The organism is Ramlibacter cellulosilyticus (genome assembly GCF_014297465.1).
Taxonomy (GTDB): domain Bacteria; phylum Pseudomonadota; class Gammaproteobacteria; order Burkholderiales; family Burkholderiaceae_C; genus Ramlibacter; species Ramlibacter cellulosilyticus.
In genome coordinates this window covers 257,876-272,922 of record NZ_JACORT010000005.1, presented here as the reverse complement: position 1 = coordinate 272,922, position 15,047 = coordinate 257,876, and the positions used below count along the sequence as shown (strand labels likewise).

Sequence of the window (15,047 nt, the reverse complement as noted above, 5' to 3'; positions counted from 1 at the left end):
CTCATTTTCGGAACACCTGCGTTCCGGCCTGGAACACCTTGCGCGACTTCGACCTGACCACGCTGCGCCTGTTCGTCTCCGTCTGCGAGGCGGGGAACATCGCGCGCGCCGGAGAGAAGGCCAACATCGTCGGGTCGGCCATCAGCAAGCGGCTGGCGCAGCTGGAGCACCAGGTCGGCACGCCCTTGCTCGTGCGCAAGCGGCACGGGGTCGTGCCCACCGCCGCGGGCCAGACGCTGCTGGAACACGCGCGCGGCATGCTCGATAGCGCAGCGCGGATCGAGCGCGACATGCAGAACTACGTCGCCGGCGGCCGCGGGCAGGTGCGCATCCTGGCGTCGGTGTCGGCGATGACGGAGTCGCTGGCCGACGACGTCGCGGCCTTCCTGCGCCGGCCCGCGCATCGCGCGATCCGCGTCGACATGGAGGAGCGCGTCAGCCCGGAGATCGTGCGCGGCGTGCGCGAAGGCCTCGCCTCGCTCGGCGTCTGCTGGGACGCGACCGATCACTCCGGGCTGCACGCCCGGCCCTACCGCCGCGACACCTTGTGCGTGATCGTGCCGCAGGGGCATCCGCTCGCCGCGCGGCGCAAGCTGCGCTTTGCCGAGACGCTGGACTACGAGCACGTGAGCCTGCCCGTCAACAGCGCCGTGCAGCTGATGCTGCAGCGGCACGCGGCGCAGCTCGGTCGCACCGTGAACCACCGCGTCATCGTCACCAACTTCGAAGCGGCGCTGCGCGTGGTGAACGCCGGCCTCGCCATCAGCCTCGTGCCGCGCGAAGTGGCGCAAGGGCCCGCCGAGGCGCTGGGCCTGCGGCTGGTCCCGCTGGCCGAGCCCTGGGCCGAGCGCCGCTTCATCGTCTGCTACCGCGACCCACCCGCGCTCAGCCCCGCCGCGCAGTTGCTGGTCGACCACCTCGCCTCCCAGGCACCGCCATGAACGACACCCTCTCCCTCGGGCCGCAGCCGCGGCTGCTGTTCCTCGCCCGCGATGGGGACGCCGTGCGTGCGCAGCTCGCCGGCCGCGCGCTCTCCCGCGACGAAGCGGGCGCGCTGCGCGACGACGTGTCCACCGACGAGATCACGCCGGTGCGCATCATGTCCCACTACGACGCGAGCCTCGCGCGCTTCCCGTACACGGGCTTCACCGCGGAAGACGGCACGCGCCCCATCGCGGCGGGCGCCGTGCAGGCCGCGGGCTTCCAGGTCACGGTGGCCGGACGCCGCTACGGCAAAGGCTCCTCGCGCGAGCACAGCCCCGCGGCGGAGAAGCTCGCGGGCATCCGCCTCGTCATCGCGGAGAGCTTCGAGCGCATCTACCGGCAGAACGCGGACAACATCGGCCTGTTCACGTCCACGGACTTCGGGCTCGTGGAGCGCCTGCAGCGCGGCGAGTCCATTCCCATCGAGGAGCTGGTGGCGGGGCGCGATGCGCTCGCCGCTGCCATCCTGCGCGCGGGCGGCCTGCTGCCGTTCGGCCAGGCGCACCTGCGTGCGGCCGAGCCCGCCGCTGCCGCGGACAACGGTGCGCCGCAAACCCTCTTCGGCAAGATCGTGCAGCGCCACTTGCTGCGCACGCCGGTGACGCCCGACGTGCCGCGGGCCGGCGAAGGCTGCTTCGTGCGCGCGGACTGGCGCTTCATCCACGAGTACTACACCGGCATGGCGGCGCACATGCTGCATGCGGCCTTCGGAAAACCGCTCGCCCTGCGCGAGCCGCCATCGATCGTCGTGTTCGAGGACCACACCTCCTATGTCGACGAGAGTCCCGCGCACGCCGGCTCGCCGCTGCTGCCGAACGTGCATGCGATGTGCGAGGCGCAGCGCACGTTCGCGCGGGAGTACGGCCTGCGCGAGCACCGCACGCTGACGGAAGCCGAAGCGCGGCATGACGACGGCGGCAGCGCCGCGGGCATCTCGCACGCGATGATGGCGGAGCACTACGCCTTGCCGGGCCAGCTGGTTGCCGGCACCGATTCGCACACGCCGCACAGCGGTGCACTGGGGTGCGTCGCCTTCGGCGTGGGAACCTCCGACATGGCGAACGCCTTCGTCACCGGCGCCGTGCGGCTCACCCTGCCGCAGGTGCTGCGCATCGAACTCGAAGGCACGCTGCCCGCCGGCGTCGCAGCCAAGGACATCGCGCTGCACCTCCTGCAACTCCCGGCGATCCGCGCCGGTGCCGGCGTGGGCCGCGTGTTCGAATTCGCCGGCCCGGTGCTGCGCGCACTTGCGACCGACGAGCGTGCGACGCTCACCAACATGACCGCGGAGCTCGGCGGCCTGACGGGCATCGTGGAGCCGGACGAAGAAACGGTGCGCTTCCTGAAGGAGCGCCGCGGCCTCGACTTCCGCATCGAGGACTGGATGCGCAGCGACCCGGGCGCTGCTTACGCCGACGTGATCCGCGTGGACTGCGGCGCGCTCTCGCCGATGGTCGCGCGCCCCGGCGATCCGGGCAACGGGGTGCCGCTCGCAGGGCTCGGCGAGCGCGTGCGCGTCGACATCGCCTACGGCGGCTCCTGTACCGCGGGCAAGCGCGAGGACTTCGACCAGTACCACGCGGTGCTGGCCTGGGGCCTGGAGCACGGGCTGCGCGTGCCGGAGCACGTGCAGCTGTACCTGCAATACGGCACGACCGCCGTGCGGGACTACTGCGCCGCGCAAGGCTACGACCGCACCTTCGCTGCCGCGGGCGCACGCATCCTGCAGCCCTCGTGCGGCGCCTGCGCGAACTGCGGGCCGGGCTCGTCGACGGACGCGTCGCAGGTGACGGTGAGCGCGATCAACCGCAACTTCCCCGGCCGCAGCGGGCCGGGGCAGGTGTGGCTGGCCAGCCCGGCCACGGTCATGGCGAGCGCGCTCGCGGGCGAACTGCGTTCGTGGCAGGAGCTGCGGGAGCGGTCGGCCGGGCACTGAAACGCGATCGCGCGGTTGCAATCCGTTTCCTCCGGCGACCGCCCGTCCCGGCCTTTCGCACATCTCGTCCGCCCGGGGCCCCGGCTGTCTCCGCGGCGCGACCGATTCGTTGACGCTGCCCCCGCCGCCCGGGATGCTCCTGTCCTCCAGGAGGACAAGACATGAACGCGAAAGCATGGGTGGCCGCGGCCGCATTTCTCGCCACGGGTCTCGCGCACGCGACCTGCTACACCGTGTACAAGGCCGACGGCACGGTGCTGCAGGAAGGCTCCACCAGCCCCGTGAACATGGCCCTGCCGATCGGCGACACCATCCCGGAGAAGTTCGGTCCCGGCAGCACCATGACCGTCTCGGATCTCGGCATCTACTGCAAGGACAGCCGCCGCGGGGTCGTCGTCGAATCGCCGGCGATCAAGGCCGCGAAGGAACAGGCGAAGGTGGAGAAGGTGGGCGAGAAGGTCGCCGTGAAGGAAGACGCGGGCGAGTCCGCGCGCTGACGGCGCCGTCGAATTTGGCACAAATGCAACGCGGGCGGCGCGTGCGGCACGTTTCGCGCGGCGCCGCGTAGCGCGCGGCCCCCGCCGCGCGCCGTGCGCGCGCACAATTCCTGCAGGAAGGGTGCAGCAGGCATGGCGACTTCGGCGACAGCCAGGAAAGCAGGCGCGGTGCGCGCAGACCCCGCGTCGCAGGTGCTGCGGCGCTTCCGCACCGTGTTCAACGCCGTGCGCAGCCACTTCCGTTCCATCGAGACCACCGTCGGGGTTTCCGGCGCGCAGGTCTGGGCGCTCAGCCAGGTGGCTTCCAATCCCGGCATCGGCGTGGGCCAGCTTGCGCGCAAGATGGACGTCCACCAGTCGACGGCGAGCAACCTCGTGCGCGCCTTGCTCGACGCGGGTCTCGTCGTCTCCGAGAAAGGCGAGACCGACCGCCGCGCCGTGCACCTGCGCGCCACCGCCCGCGGGCTGAAGGCGTTGAACAAGGCGCCCGCTCCCCTCACCGGCCTGCTCCCCGACGCGCTGCGCCGGCTCGACGACGCAACGCTGCAGCGCCTCGACCGCGATCTCGAGAAACTCATCCGGGAACTGAAGGCGGATCCGGCGATGGCCAACGTCCTGATCGGCTCGGACGAGTAGAGCAAGGCTTCCTGCACGCGGTCGAAAGTACGCGAGCCCGGGCGCGCGCCGTTGCCGGCGTGGCGTGCGCGTGCGCACCTCTGTCGGCGCGTTCCGGCAGCAGGCATCATGTTTGCGGCAAATGCATTTTCCGGGCATGGCTCCAAGCTGCCTTGCAGGCGCCCGCGCCGGCTGCCAGCCGGTGGCCGGCGCAGGTCGCCGTCCATCAGCTACCAGCAAGGAGAATCGACATGTCGAAGAGAACGGCCATCGGCTGCATGGTGCTCGCCGTCGTCGCCGGCGCGGCGAATGCGCAGGCGACGAACACGCCTGCCACCCCCACGGGCACGGTCATCGCCACCCAGCCTGTCTACACGCAATCGATGCGGGCCCTGCAGGAGTCGGCGCAGAGGCTGCGCGAATCCATCCAGGCGCTCGCGCAGAAACCGCCCGGGCCGGAGCGCACCGTGGCGCTCGACCAGGCGCGCTCCGCGCTTCTGCGGACGCAGGAAGCCATGGTGCACCTGCCTCCGCAGGACCGGGTGGTGGGCACCATGTCCAGCACCGCGGACTACGACGCATCCGTGAAGAAGCTCATGTCCGCGGCGGACAGCCTGCGGCGCGCGGTCCAGGAGATGGCGGCGCAGCCCGCGGGCGCCCGGCGCAACCAGGCGATCCGTGACGCCAACCGCGCGCTGCTGGACACGCAGGTCGCGATGGCGAACGCCTATGACCTGACTGCCTTCCCCGCACGCACCGCGACGATGGGTGCCGCGCCCATGCACTGCGTGCAGCTCGAAGACATGCGGGCCTGCCGATGAACTCAGGAGGTCGCGGGCGGCAGCACGTAGGCCCTGCCCTCGAAGAACAGGACGCGTGCGGTGACGGTGGGCGTCCCGGTGACGGGGCTCGTCCAGGTGCCGAGCACGTCGAACGTCCCGCCGATCTTCGGCCGGGGCACGTCGGCGACCTGCAGCTGTGCGAGCGTGGGCAGCTCGACGCGCCAGCGCTCCCCGCCGGCCGACGGCGGCACGATGGCCGCCGCCAGCAACCGCACCGCTTCGTCGGGCGCGCCGGCGCGCGCGGCGAGCCGCTCCAGGTTGCGCAGCGCGGCGCGCGCCGCCGGGCGGTGCAGCATCTCGAGGTGCGGCTGCGGATCGGACCAGATGATGATCGTCACGGGACCGTGCAGGAACAGCGGCCGGGAGAGCGTGCCGGCTGGCGCGGCCCGCCCGAGTGCGGGGATGCAGGCGCCGCAGGCGCCCGCGAGGAGCAAGGTCCTGCGATGCATTCCGTCTCCCGAAGCATTTGGCACAAATCTACCAGAAAGAGAGGCAGCAGATGAACGATCCACGCAAGCTCCTGGCGGCCGCGCTGTGCGCGGCGCTCGCCGGCCCGGCAGCGGCCGCCGTGCCGTCCGCGGAGGCGGAACGCCCCGCGGCACAGCCGCTGGCGGCCGTGCCGCTCGTGCGCGGCGACCTCCAGTTCATGCTGGCGGCGGCCCATGCCGCGGCCGCCGAGGTGCAGGCGGCGCATGTCGTGCTCCAGCGCTCCGTGGACCCGCACGTCCGCGCCTACGCGGGCGAGCTGATCGAGGACCACGCGGCGGCACGGCAGCGGCTCGGGGAGATCGCGCAGCGCAAGGGTGTCGCCCTGCCCGACACACCGACGCAGCAGCAGGCCTACGACGTCGCCACCCTGCGCGGCCTGGCCGGCGAGAAGCTGGACCAGGTCTTCCTGCAGAGGCTGGGCGTCGAGGCGCACCGCGAAGCGCTGGCGCGCGCCCACCGCGAAGCGATCCCCGTCGATCGCGACGAGGAGCTCGCGCGGTTCGCGCAGGACCGGCTGCCCGCGCTGCAGCAGCACCTGCGCAAGGCGCAGGCGCTGTACCACGCCAACGTCGCGATGGAGAAGGTACGCGCGCGCACGCTCGCCGCCGCACCTGACGGCGCGGCGGCCGAGATCCGCGAGGCGGTGCAGGTGGTGCACGCGATGCAGGGCGATCCCGACGCTGCCGACCTGCTGAAGCGCGCCTACGGCGTGTTCATCCTCCCGGACTACGCGCGCGCCGCGCTGGGCGTCGGCGTGCAGGGCGGCAGCGGCGTGCTCGTCACGCGCAGCGAGGGACGCTTCGGCAACCCGGCGTTCTACCGGCTCTCCGGCATCAGCGTGGGGCCGCAGGCGGGCGCCGCCAGTGGCGAGATCGCGCTGCTGCTGATGACCCCGCGCGCGGTGCAGCAGTTCGTGTCGGACAGCCGCTTCTCGATCAACTTCGACCTGGCGCTGACGCTCGGCGAGTTCACGGGGCGCGAACAGGCCTCCGCCGGCAAGATCCAGGACATCGTGCTCTGGTCCGGCACGCAGGGCGCCTACGCGGGCCTGTCCTTCGGCGTGACCAACGTGGTCGCCGACGAGGCAGCCAACGAGGCCTACTACGGCCGCCCGGACATCACGCCGCTGGAGATCTTCGCCGGCCGCGTCGCGGATCCGCGCAACAACATCCTGGCGATGGTGCTGAACGCGTGAGCCCGCACGCGCTTCACTTCGGCAGCGCGTAGGCGATCACGTCGTCGCCGGCCTTCGTGCCGAGCGAGCCGTGGCCGCCCGCGACCACCAGCAGGTACTGGCGACCGTCCGCTCCCTCGTAGGTCATCGGCGTCGCCTGGCCGCCCGCGGGCAGGCGGCTGCGCCAGAGCTCCTCGCCCGTGGCCACGTCGTAGCCGCGCACGTAGTAGTCCAGCGTGCCGGAGAGGAAGGCCACGCCGCCGGCGGTGACGATGGGCCCGCCGAGGTTGGGCACGCCCATGCGGAAGGGCAGCGGCACCGGCGCGAGGTCGCGCACCGTGCCGTTGCGGTGCTGCCAGGCGATGCGCCCGCCCGCGAGGTCGACGCCTGCCACGTAGCCCCAGGGCGGCTGCTGGCACGGGATGCCGAGCGGCGAGACGAAGGGCTGCATCTTCGCGGCGAACGGGGCGCCGAAGTTCTCGTTCAACGCCGGCAGGCTGCCCGAGGGCGGGCCGTCGTCCTGCACCATCAACGCCGTGTCGTTGGGGCGGGGCACGAGCTTCGAGACGAAGGCCAGGTAGGCCGGGGTCGTGAACGCGATGCCGCGCGTGGGGTCCACCGCGATCGAGCCCCAGTTGAACACGCCGAAGTTGCCGGGATACACCAGCGAGCCCTGCACGGAAGGCGGCGTGAAGCGGCCCTCGTAGCGCAGGCGGTGGAACGCCACGCGGCAATAGAGCTGGTCGAACATCGTGGTGCCCCACATGCTGCTGCCGGCGAGCGGCACCGGCTCGAACGACAGGCCGGACTTCGGCTGCGTCGCGGCGGTGTGGTCGCCTTCCGCCGCGCCCTGCGGCGCCGGCTGCTCGCGCACCGGCACCACCGGCGTGCCGGTGCGGCGATCCAGGACGAAGAGCTCGCCTTGCTTGGTGGGCTGCACGAGCACGGGCACCATGCTGCCGCCGACGCGCAGGTCCAGCAGCGATGGCTGGGACGGCACGTCGTAGTCCCAGAGGTCGTGGTGCACGGTCTGGAAGGCCCAGCGCGCCTTGCCCGTCGCCACTTCGAGCGCCACGATGGACGAGGAGTAACGCTCCACGGCCGGACTGCGCTTGCCACCCCACTGGTCGGGCGGCTGGTTGCCGAGCGGCACGTACACCAGGCCGAGCCCCTCGTCGACGGCGGAGATGCTCCAGCTGTTCGGGGAGTTCGGCACGTAGGTCTGGCCCGGCGGCAGCGGCGCGGTCTGGTCCGGATTGCCGGAGTCCCAGTTCCACACGAGGCGGCCCGTCTCGCTGTCGAACGCGCGGATCACGCCGGACTGCTCGTGCACGGAGGCGTTGTCCAGCACCGTCCCCCCCACGATGACGAGGTTGCGCGTGACCACGACCGGCGAAGTCGCGTAGTACGCGCCGGGGCGGTAGTTGGGCATGCCTTCCCACAGGGAGATCTGGCCCTTGCCGCCGCCGAAGCTCGCGCATACGTGTCCGGTGTCGGGATTCAGCGCGATGAGGCGGCCGTCCGCGGTCGGCATGAACAGCTTGGCGGCGCAGGCGGGGTCCGCCGGACCTTCGGCCGCCGCGACGATGGGTGCGGTCGCGGGCGCAGGCGAGGCGGCCGAAGCCGGCGCGGTTGCGACGGGAGCAGCGGCAGGAGCGGCGGCCGCCTGCCAGCTGAGCCCGCGGCAGGTCAGGTGCTGCAGCGCGAGCTTGTCCTGGATGCGCGGGTCGTAGCGCCAGACCTGCCGCCCCGTGGTGGCATCGAGCGCGATCACGTCCTGGTGCGGCGTGCAGAGGAAGAGCCGGTTGCCGATCTTCAGCGGCGTGACTTCGAAGGTGGTCTCCTCCGGGTCGCCCGGCCGCCCGCGGAAGTCGCCGGTCTGGAAGTGCCACGCTTGCTGCAGCTGCTTCACGTTCGCGGGGGTGATCTGCCGCAGTGCCGAATAGCGCTGGCCGAAGGCGGTGCCGCCGTACGCCGTCCAGTCGGCCGCTGCCGTGCCGGTGGTCGCGGAAGCGCCTTCGCTCCCCGCGAGGGTGCCCCGCAGGTCATGGGGGTCGTGCACCGCGCTCGCGACGGCGACCACCACGCAAGCGAGCAGCACGACCGACAGTGCCGCGCGTCCGCTGCGCGTGCCGGAAGGTTCACGCGCCACGCCGGGCAGCAGGAGCAGCAAGCCGAGCACGAACAGCACGTCGAGCCGTGCCGCGAGCGGCCACCAGTCGAGCCCCGACTCCCACAAGGCCCAGGCCAGCGTGCCGGCCAGCAGGAGCGCGAAGAGCAGCCGGGCCGCCGCACGACCGCGCCAGAGGAGCCAGGCGTCGGCGAGCAGCACCACGCCGGCGACGGCGTAGTACCAGGACCCGCCCAGTCCCACCAGCCAGCCGCCTCCTGCGAGCAGGACCAGCCCGGCCAGGGCCAGCACGGCGGCCAGCACGCGACGAAGCACATTGCCGGCTGCTGACATCGGAACGCCTCCCGCGGGTGGCGCCACCCGCACGATACATTTGCCACAAAAATACTTGCGAAGGCATCCTACATCCGATCGGCGCCGCGCGGGCCAGACTGGGAGTCGCAGGCTGCGGGCCTGCGCATCCGTGGAGGCAACGCATGAAGATCGCGATCGCCCTGGGCCTCGCACTGCTGGGGCTGCTGGCCTTCCGCCGCGGCGTGATGCCGCCCCTGCTGCGGCAAGGCCGGGGGAGGCGCGCGCCGTGAAGACGACCAGCGACCAGATCCTCGAACGCCTTCAGGCCTGGGGCGTGCGCCGGGTGTTCGGCTATCCGGGCGACGGCATCAACGGCCTGATGGGCGCCTTCGAGCGCGTGGGCGACGGCCTGGAGTTCATCCAGGCCCGCCACGAAGAGCTGGCGGCCTTCATGGCGACGGCGCACGCGAAGTTCACCGGGGAGGTGGGCGTCTGCATGGCCACGTCGGGACCGGGCGCGATCCACCTGCTCAACGGCCTCTACGATGCGAAGGCGGACCACCAGCCGGTGCTGGCGATCGTCGGCCAGGCTGCGCGCACCGCGATGGGCGGCGACTACCAGCAGGAGGTGGACCTCCTCAGCCTCTTCAAGGACGTGGCGCACGAATACGTGCACATGGCCATGGTGCCCGAGCAGGTGCGCCACCTCGTGGACCGCGCGATGCGCATCGCGCGCGACCAGCGCACGGTCACCTGCATCATCGTGCCGCACGACCTGCAGGAACTCGACGCGGTGGAGAAGCCGCCGCGCGAGCACGGCACGATCCACAGCGGCATCGGCATGACGGCCAAGCGCGTGGTTCCCTCCGAGGCGCAGCTGCGCGAGGCGGCGAACCTCCTCAACGCCGGGGGCAAGGTCGCCATGCTGGTCGGCGCGGGGGCCTTGCACGCGACCGACGAAATCGTGGAAGTGGCGGACCTGCTGGGAGCCGGCGTCGCGAAGGCACTGCTCGGCAAGGCGGCGGTGCCGGACGACCTGCCCTTCGTCACCGGCTCCATCGGCCTGCTGGGCACGCAACCGAGCTGGGAAATGATGAGAGCGTGCGACACGCTGCTCATGGTCGGCTCCAGCTTCCCGTACTCGGAGTTCCTGCCCGCGGAAGGCCAGGCGGCCGGCGTGCAGATCGACCTCGACGGCCGCAAGCTGGCGCTGCGCTATCCCATGGACGTGAACCTCGTGGGCGACGCACGCGAGACCTTGCGCGCACTGGTCCCCCTGCTGCGGCGCAAGGAAGACCGTCGCTGGCGCGAGGAGATCGAAGGCCACGTGCGTCGCTGGTGGGAGGTGCTGCAGGCGCGCGCGATGAACGACGCGCAGCCGATCAACCCGCAGCGCGTCTTCTGGGAGCTGTCGCCGCGCCTGCCCGATGCCAGCATCCTCACCTGCGACTCGGGTTCATCCGCCGCCTGGTATGCCCGCGACCTGAAGATCCGCCGCGGCATGATGGCTTCGCTCTCCGGCGGCTTGGCGACCATGGGTCCCGCGGTGCCCTATGCGCTGGCCGCGAAGATCGCGTACCCGGAGCGCGTGGTGGTCGCGATGTCCGGCGACGGCGCCATGCAGATGATCGGCAACAACGGGCTGGTCACCATCGCCCATCGCTGGAAGAAGTGGAGCGATCCGCGGCTGCTGGTCGTCGTCCTGAACAACGGCGACCTGAACATGGTCACCTGGGAGCAGCGCGTGATGAGCGGCGACCCCAAGTTCGAGGATTCGCAGGTGCTGCCCGCCTTCCCGTACGCCGGTTACGCGCGCTCGCTCGGCCTGCACGGCGTGCGCGTGGACGACCCGAAGGCCGTCGGGCCCGCGATCGAGGAGGCGCTGCGCGCCGGCCGCCCGGCGCTGCTGGAGATGGTCACCGACCCGAACGTGCCGCCCCTGCCGCCGCACGTGAGCGCGAAGCAGGTGAAGGCGTACGCGCGCGCCTTGCGGCACGGCGACCCGGAGTCCGTGCAGACGGTGATCGCCACGGCCAAGGAGTGGTGGGACGGCCTCGTCGCGGGCCGCCACCGCGGATGAGGCCGCCATGCTGCGCGACAGCGCTGCGCCCGTGGAGGACGTGCAGGCCTGGTCCTGGCGCATCCCCACCGACGCGCCGGAGTCGGACGGCACCTTCGCCTGGAACGCGACGACCCTGGTGCTCGCGCAGGTGCGCGCCGGCGGTCGGGAAGGCATCGGCTACAGCTACGGGCCGGCCGCGGGCGCGGCGCTCGTGCGCGAATCGCTCGCGCAGGTGCTTCACCAGCAGGATGCGCTCGACACCATGGCGCTCTTCGTGCGCATGCGGCAGGCTGCGCGCAACCTCGGCCGGCAGGGCGTCGCGGCGCTCGCCATCTCCGCGGTGGATGCCGCACTCTGGGACCTGAAGGGCAAGCTCCTGGGCCAGCCGGTCGTCCACCTGCTCGGGGGCGCGGCGCGCCGCGCGGTGGCCGTGTACGGCAGCGGCGGCTTCACCAGCTACGACCGCGCGCAGTTGCAGGAGCAGCTCGCCGGGTGGGCGTCGCAGGGGATGCGCTTCGTGAAGATGAAGGTCGGCCGCGAACCGGCGCAGGACCCGCAGCGGGTGGCGTGGGCGCGCGAGGCGGTCGGCCCGGATACGCAAATCTTCGTCGACGCGAACGGCGCCTGCACCCGCAGCGAGGCGCTTGCCCTCGCGCAACGCTTCGCCGAGTGCGACGTGCGCTGGTTCGAGGAGCCGGTGAGCTCGGACGACGTGCCAGGCCTCTGCCTGCTGCGCCATCGCGCGCCGGCGCGCATGGAGATCGCGGCCGGCGAGTACGGCTTCGACCTGCTGCACTTCCGCAGCCTGCTGGAGGGCGGCGCGGTGGACGTGCTGCAGGCGGACGCGACGCGGTGCGGCGGCCTGACCGGCTTCATGGCCGCGGCCGCCCTCTGCCAGGCGCACGGCGTGCCGCTCTCCAGCCACTGCGCGCCGGCGCTGCACGTGGCCGCCTGCTGCTGCGCGGCGACCGCCGTGCACATGGAATGGTTCCACGACCACGCCCGCATCGAGCGCATGCTGTTCGACGGCGCGCCGCAGCCGGTGCAAGGCCTGGTGGAGGCCGACCGGTCCCGGCCGGGCCTGGGCCTGGCCTTCCGCTGGGCCGACGCGAAGGAGTACGCGTCGTGATCCCACCCGGTGCGGTTTCCCCGGACATCGACATCGCCGCGCTGGAGGAAGACTTGCGCGCGACGGTCCGGGGGGAAGTGCGTTTCGACAGCGGCAGCCGCGCGCTGTACGCGGCGGACGCGTCCAACTACCGGCAGGTGCCGATCGGCGTCGTGCTGCCGCGTTCGGTGGACGACGTGGTGGCGGCTGTCGCCGCGTGCCGCAAGCACGGCGCGCCGGTGCTGTCGCGCGGGGGCGGCACCTCGCTGTGCGGCCAGACCTGCAACGTGGCAATCGTGCTGGACTTCTCCCGCCACATGGACCAGGTGCTGGAGATCGATCCGCAGCGCCGCATCGCCCGCGTGCAGCCCGGGCTGGTGCTGGACCGGCTGCGCGAGGCAGCGGGCGCGCACGGCCTCACGTTCGCGCCCGATCCCGCCACGCACACGCACAACACGCTGGGCGGCATGATCGGCAACAACTCCTGCGGGCCGCATTCGGTCATGGGCGGTGAGACGGTCCACAACGTGATCGAACTGGAAGTGCTCACGTACGATGGCCTGCGCCTGCGCGTCGGGCGAACGGACGACGAAGCCTTCGAAGCGCTGCGGCAGGCGGGCGACCGGCGCGCGGAGATCGCGCTGCGCCTGAAGACGCTGGCGGAGCGGCACGCCGAGGCGATCCGCGCGCGCTATCCGCCCATCCCGCGGCGCGTCTCGGGCTACAACCTCCCCGCGCTGCTGCCGGAGAACGGCTTCGACCTGGCGCGCGCGCTCGTCGGCAGCGAAGGCACCTGCGTCGTGGTGCTGGAGGCGACGCTGCGGCTGCTGCCCGACCCGAAGGCGCGCTCCCTGCTGGTCCTCGGCTACCCCACGGTGTACGACGCCGGCGACCACGTGCCGGAGGTGATGGCCTCCGGTCCCATCGCGCTCGAGGGCATGGACGACCGCCTCGTGTCCGACATCACGCGCTCGCACATCCATCCTGAGGACGTGAAGATGCTGCCGCAGGGCGGCGGCTGGCTGCTGGTGGAGTTCGGTGGCGACGACCAGCAGGAGGCGGATGCCAGGGCGCACCGCCTGATGGATCGCCTGCGCCACGCGCGGAACGCGCCGACCATGAAGCTCCTCGACGGCCCGAGGCAGGAAGCCTGCATCTGGAAGGTGCGCGAGTCGGGGCTCGGCGCGACCGCGCACGTGCCGGACCAGCCGATCACCTGGGAAGGGTGGGAAGACTCTTCCGTGCCGCCGGAGCGCCTGGGCGAGTACCTGCGCAAGCTGCGCGCGCTCTTCGACCGCTACGGCTACGGCTGCGACCTGTACGGCCACTTCGGCCAGGGCTGCGTCCACACGCGCATCGACTTCGACCTGGAGACCGCGGACGGCATCGCCAAGTTCCGGCGTTTCCTGCACGACGCGGCGCAGCTCGCGGTGAGCCTCGGCGGGTCCATCTCCGGCGAGCACGGCGACGGGCAGAGCAAGGCGGAACTGCTGCCGCTCATGTTCGGCGAGGACCTGTGCGGCGCCTTCGAGGAATTCAAGGCCATCTGGGATCCGGAAGGCCGCATGAACCCCGGCAAGATCGTGCACGCGTACCGGCCGGACGAGAACCTGCGCCTCGGCACGGGCTACCGTCCGCAGCCGGTGGAAGCCGTGCTGCACTTCACGGCCGACCGCGGCGACTTCGCGCGCAGCGTGCTGCGTTGCGTCGGCGTGGGCGAGTGCCGCAAGAAGGACGGAACGATGTGCCCCAGCTACAAGGCCACCGGCGAGGAGATGCATTCGACGCGCGGCCGCGCCCACCTGCTGTTCGAGATGCTCAATGGCGAGCGCGAAGGCGGCGTGCTGAAGGGCGGCTGGAAGGAGCCGGCGGTGAAGGAAGCGCTGGACCTGTGCCTGTCCTGCAAGGGGTGCAAGAAGGAATGCCCGGTCAAGGTGGACATGGCGGCGTACAAGGCGGAGTTCCTGTGGCACTGGTACCGGGAGCACCGGCGGCCGCTCGGTGCGTATGCCTTCGGCTTCGTGGACCGCTGGGCCCGCTGGGCGGAGCACGCGCCGGGGGTCGTGCGCCATGCGTCCCGCTCGCCGCTGCTGGCTGCCCTGGCCAAGCGCGCGCTCGGCATCGCGCCCGGGCGCCGGTTGCCCCTGGTGGCGGAGCGCAGCTTCCTGCGAGCGTTCCGCGCCGACGGGGCATCCGGCCGGCGCGAGGTCCTGCTCTGGCCGGACACCTTCAACAACCACTTCCATCCGGGCACCGCCCACGCGGCGGCCGAAGTGCTGCGGCACGCAGGCTTTGGCGTGCGCGTACCGGCGGCGCCCGTGTGCTGCGGCCGGCCCTTGTACGAGTTCGGCTTCCTCGACGCGGCACGCGACTACCTGCGGCACGTCCTGCGCGTGCTCGACGAGGACCTGCGGCGCGGCACGCCCATCGTGGTGCTCGAACCTGCGTGCCTTTCGGTGTTCCGCGAGGAGCTGCCGCTGATGTTGCCGCGCGACGAGCAGGCGAAGCGCCTGCAGGCCCAGGCCGTGTTGCTGCCCGACTTCCTGCAGGACCAGGCAGCGGGGGCGGCGTTCGCAGCCCTGACGGAACACGCGCTGGTGCACGGCCACTGCCACCACAAGACGGTGCTCGGTTTCACCGCGGAGGAGAAGCTGCTGCGCGACCGCCTGCACCTGGACGTCGACCTGCCGGACACGGGATGCTGCGGCATGGCGGGGTCCTTCGGGTTCGAGGCTGCGAAGTACGCGGTGGCGCAGGCCTGCGGCGAGCGGGTGCTGCTGCCGGCGGTGCGCCGCACGGCGCCGGGGACGCTGATCGTGGCAGACGGTTTCAGCTGCCGCGAGCAGATCGCGCAGAGCACAGGGCGCCAGGCGCTGCACGTCGCGGAAGTGCTGGCGCGGGCGATCCCGCGCTGA

At 71.9% G+C, this 15,047-nt stretch carries 11 protein-coding genes; 9 read left to right on the top strand and 2 right to left on the bottom strand.

All coding sequences use genetic code 11. The features are described 5' to 3' along the window. The first annotated feature begins 38 nt into the window (after positions 1–38). The 5 genes from H8N03_RS14055 (at position 39) to H8N03_RS14035 (ending at position 4,853) form a co-directional block, all read left to right on the top strand. Positions 39–941, top strand: a complete 903-nt coding sequence (locus H8N03_RS14055) for a LysR family transcriptional regulator (RefSeq protein ID WP_187076808.1) — start codon at positions 39–41, stop codon at positions 939–941. Continuing rightward, positions 938–2,920 (top strand): aconitase family protein, encoded by a 1,983-nt coding sequence (locus H8N03_RS14050; RefSeq protein WP_187076807.1) that lies wholly within the window; start codon positions 938–940, stop codon positions 2,918–2,920. The genes H8N03_RS14055 and H8N03_RS14050 overlap by 4 nt, the downstream gene beginning before the upstream one ends. 161 nt (positions 2,921–3,081) lie before the next feature. Further along, entirely contained in the window at positions 3,082–3,417 is a 336-nt protein-coding gene (locus H8N03_RS14045; RefSeq protein WP_187076806.1) for a hypothetical protein, read from the top strand. Between the two features lie 168 nt (positions 3,418–3,585). Beyond that, positions 3,586–4,053 (top strand): MarR family winged helix-turn-helix transcriptional regulator, encoded by a 468-nt coding sequence (locus tag H8N03_RS14040; RefSeq protein WP_354005126.1) that lies wholly within the window; start codon positions 3,586–3,588, stop codon positions 4,051–4,053. Positions 4,054–4,283: 230 nt separating this feature from the next. Next, entirely contained in the window at positions 4,284–4,853 is a 570-nt protein-coding gene (locus H8N03_RS14035; protein ID WP_187076804.1) for a hypothetical protein, read from the top strand. Between the two features lie 2 nt (positions 4,854–4,855). Here the strand turns inward: H8N03_RS14035 and H8N03_RS14030 are convergent, their stop codons facing one another. Beyond that, positions 4,856–5,323 carry a hypothetical protein gene (locus H8N03_RS14030; protein WP_187076803.1) on the bottom strand — a complete coding sequence of 156 codons (468 nt, stop codon included), beginning with the start codon at positions 5,321–5,323 and terminating at the stop codon, positions 4,856–4,858. 50 nt (positions 5,324–5,373) lie between these two features. Between H8N03_RS14030 and H8N03_RS14025 the strand changes: the two genes are divergently transcribed. Continuing rightward, entirely contained in the window at positions 5,374–6,558 is a 1,185-nt protein-coding gene (locus H8N03_RS14025) for a DUF4142 domain-containing protein (protein WP_187076802.1), read from the top strand. Between the two features lie 13 nt (positions 6,559–6,571). Here H8N03_RS14025 and H8N03_RS14020 read toward each other — a convergent pair whose 3' ends face one another. Then, positions 6,572–9,001: a membrane-bound PQQ-dependent dehydrogenase, glucose/quinate/shikimate family gene (locus H8N03_RS14020; protein WP_187076801.1), complete on the bottom strand. Its 2,430-nt coding sequence runs from the start codon at positions 8,999–9,001 to the stop codon at positions 6,572–6,574. A gap of 247 nt (positions 9,002–9,248) precedes the next feature. On the opposite strand from H8N03_RS14020, the gene H8N03_RS14015 reads away from it, so the two are divergent. Genes H8N03_RS14015 through H8N03_RS14005 form a run of 3 tightly spaced genes read left to right on the top strand, consistent with a single transcriptional unit; the run spans position 9,249 to position 15,047 of the window. Further along, positions 9,249–11,042: a thiamine pyrophosphate-requiring protein gene (locus H8N03_RS14015; RefSeq protein ID WP_187076800.1), complete on the top strand. Its 1,794-nt coding sequence runs from the start codon at positions 9,249–9,251 to the stop codon at positions 11,040–11,042. A gap of 7 nt (positions 11,043–11,049) precedes the next feature. Then, positions 11,050–12,153, top strand: a complete 1,104-nt coding sequence (locus H8N03_RS14010; protein WP_187076799.1) for an enolase C-terminal domain-like protein — start codon at positions 11,050–11,052, stop codon at positions 12,151–12,153. Next, positions 12,150–15,047 (top strand): FAD-binding and (Fe-S)-binding domain-containing protein, encoded by a 2,898-nt coding sequence (locus H8N03_RS14005; RefSeq protein WP_354005125.1) that lies wholly within the window; start codon positions 12,150–12,152, stop codon positions 15,045–15,047. Before H8N03_RS14010 ends, H8N03_RS14005 begins: the two co-directional genes overlap by 4 nt.

Excerpts from the sequence above, each read along its gene's own strand:
- H8N03_RS14050 (WP_187076807.1), top strand. The coding sequence starts at position 938 with ATGAACGACACCCTCTCCCTCGGGCCGCAGCCGCGGCTGCTGTTCCTC.
- H8N03_RS14045 (WP_187076806.1), top strand. The coding sequence starts at position 3,082 with ATGAACGCGAAAGCATGGGTGGCCGCGGCCGCATTTCTCGCCACGGGT.
- H8N03_RS14035 (WP_187076804.1), top strand. The coding sequence starts at position 4,284 with ATGTCGAAGAGAACGGCCATCGGCTGCATGGTGCTCGCCGTCGTCGCC.
- H8N03_RS14030 (WP_187076803.1), bottom strand. The coding sequence starts at position 5,323 with ATGCATCGCAGGACCTTGCTCCTCGCGGGCGCCTGCGGCGCCTGCATC.
- H8N03_RS14025 (WP_187076802.1), top strand. The coding sequence starts at position 5,374 with ATGAACGATCCACGCAAGCTCCTGGCGGCCGCGCTGTGCGCGGCGCTC.
- H8N03_RS14020 (WP_187076801.1), bottom strand. The coding sequence starts at position 9,001 with ATGTCAGCAGCCGGCAATGTGCTTCGTCGCGTGCTGGCCGCCGTGCTG.
- H8N03_RS14010 (WP_187076799.1), top strand. The coding sequence starts at position 11,050 with ATGCTGCGCGACAGCGCTGCGCCCGTGGAGGACGTGCAGGCCTGGTCC.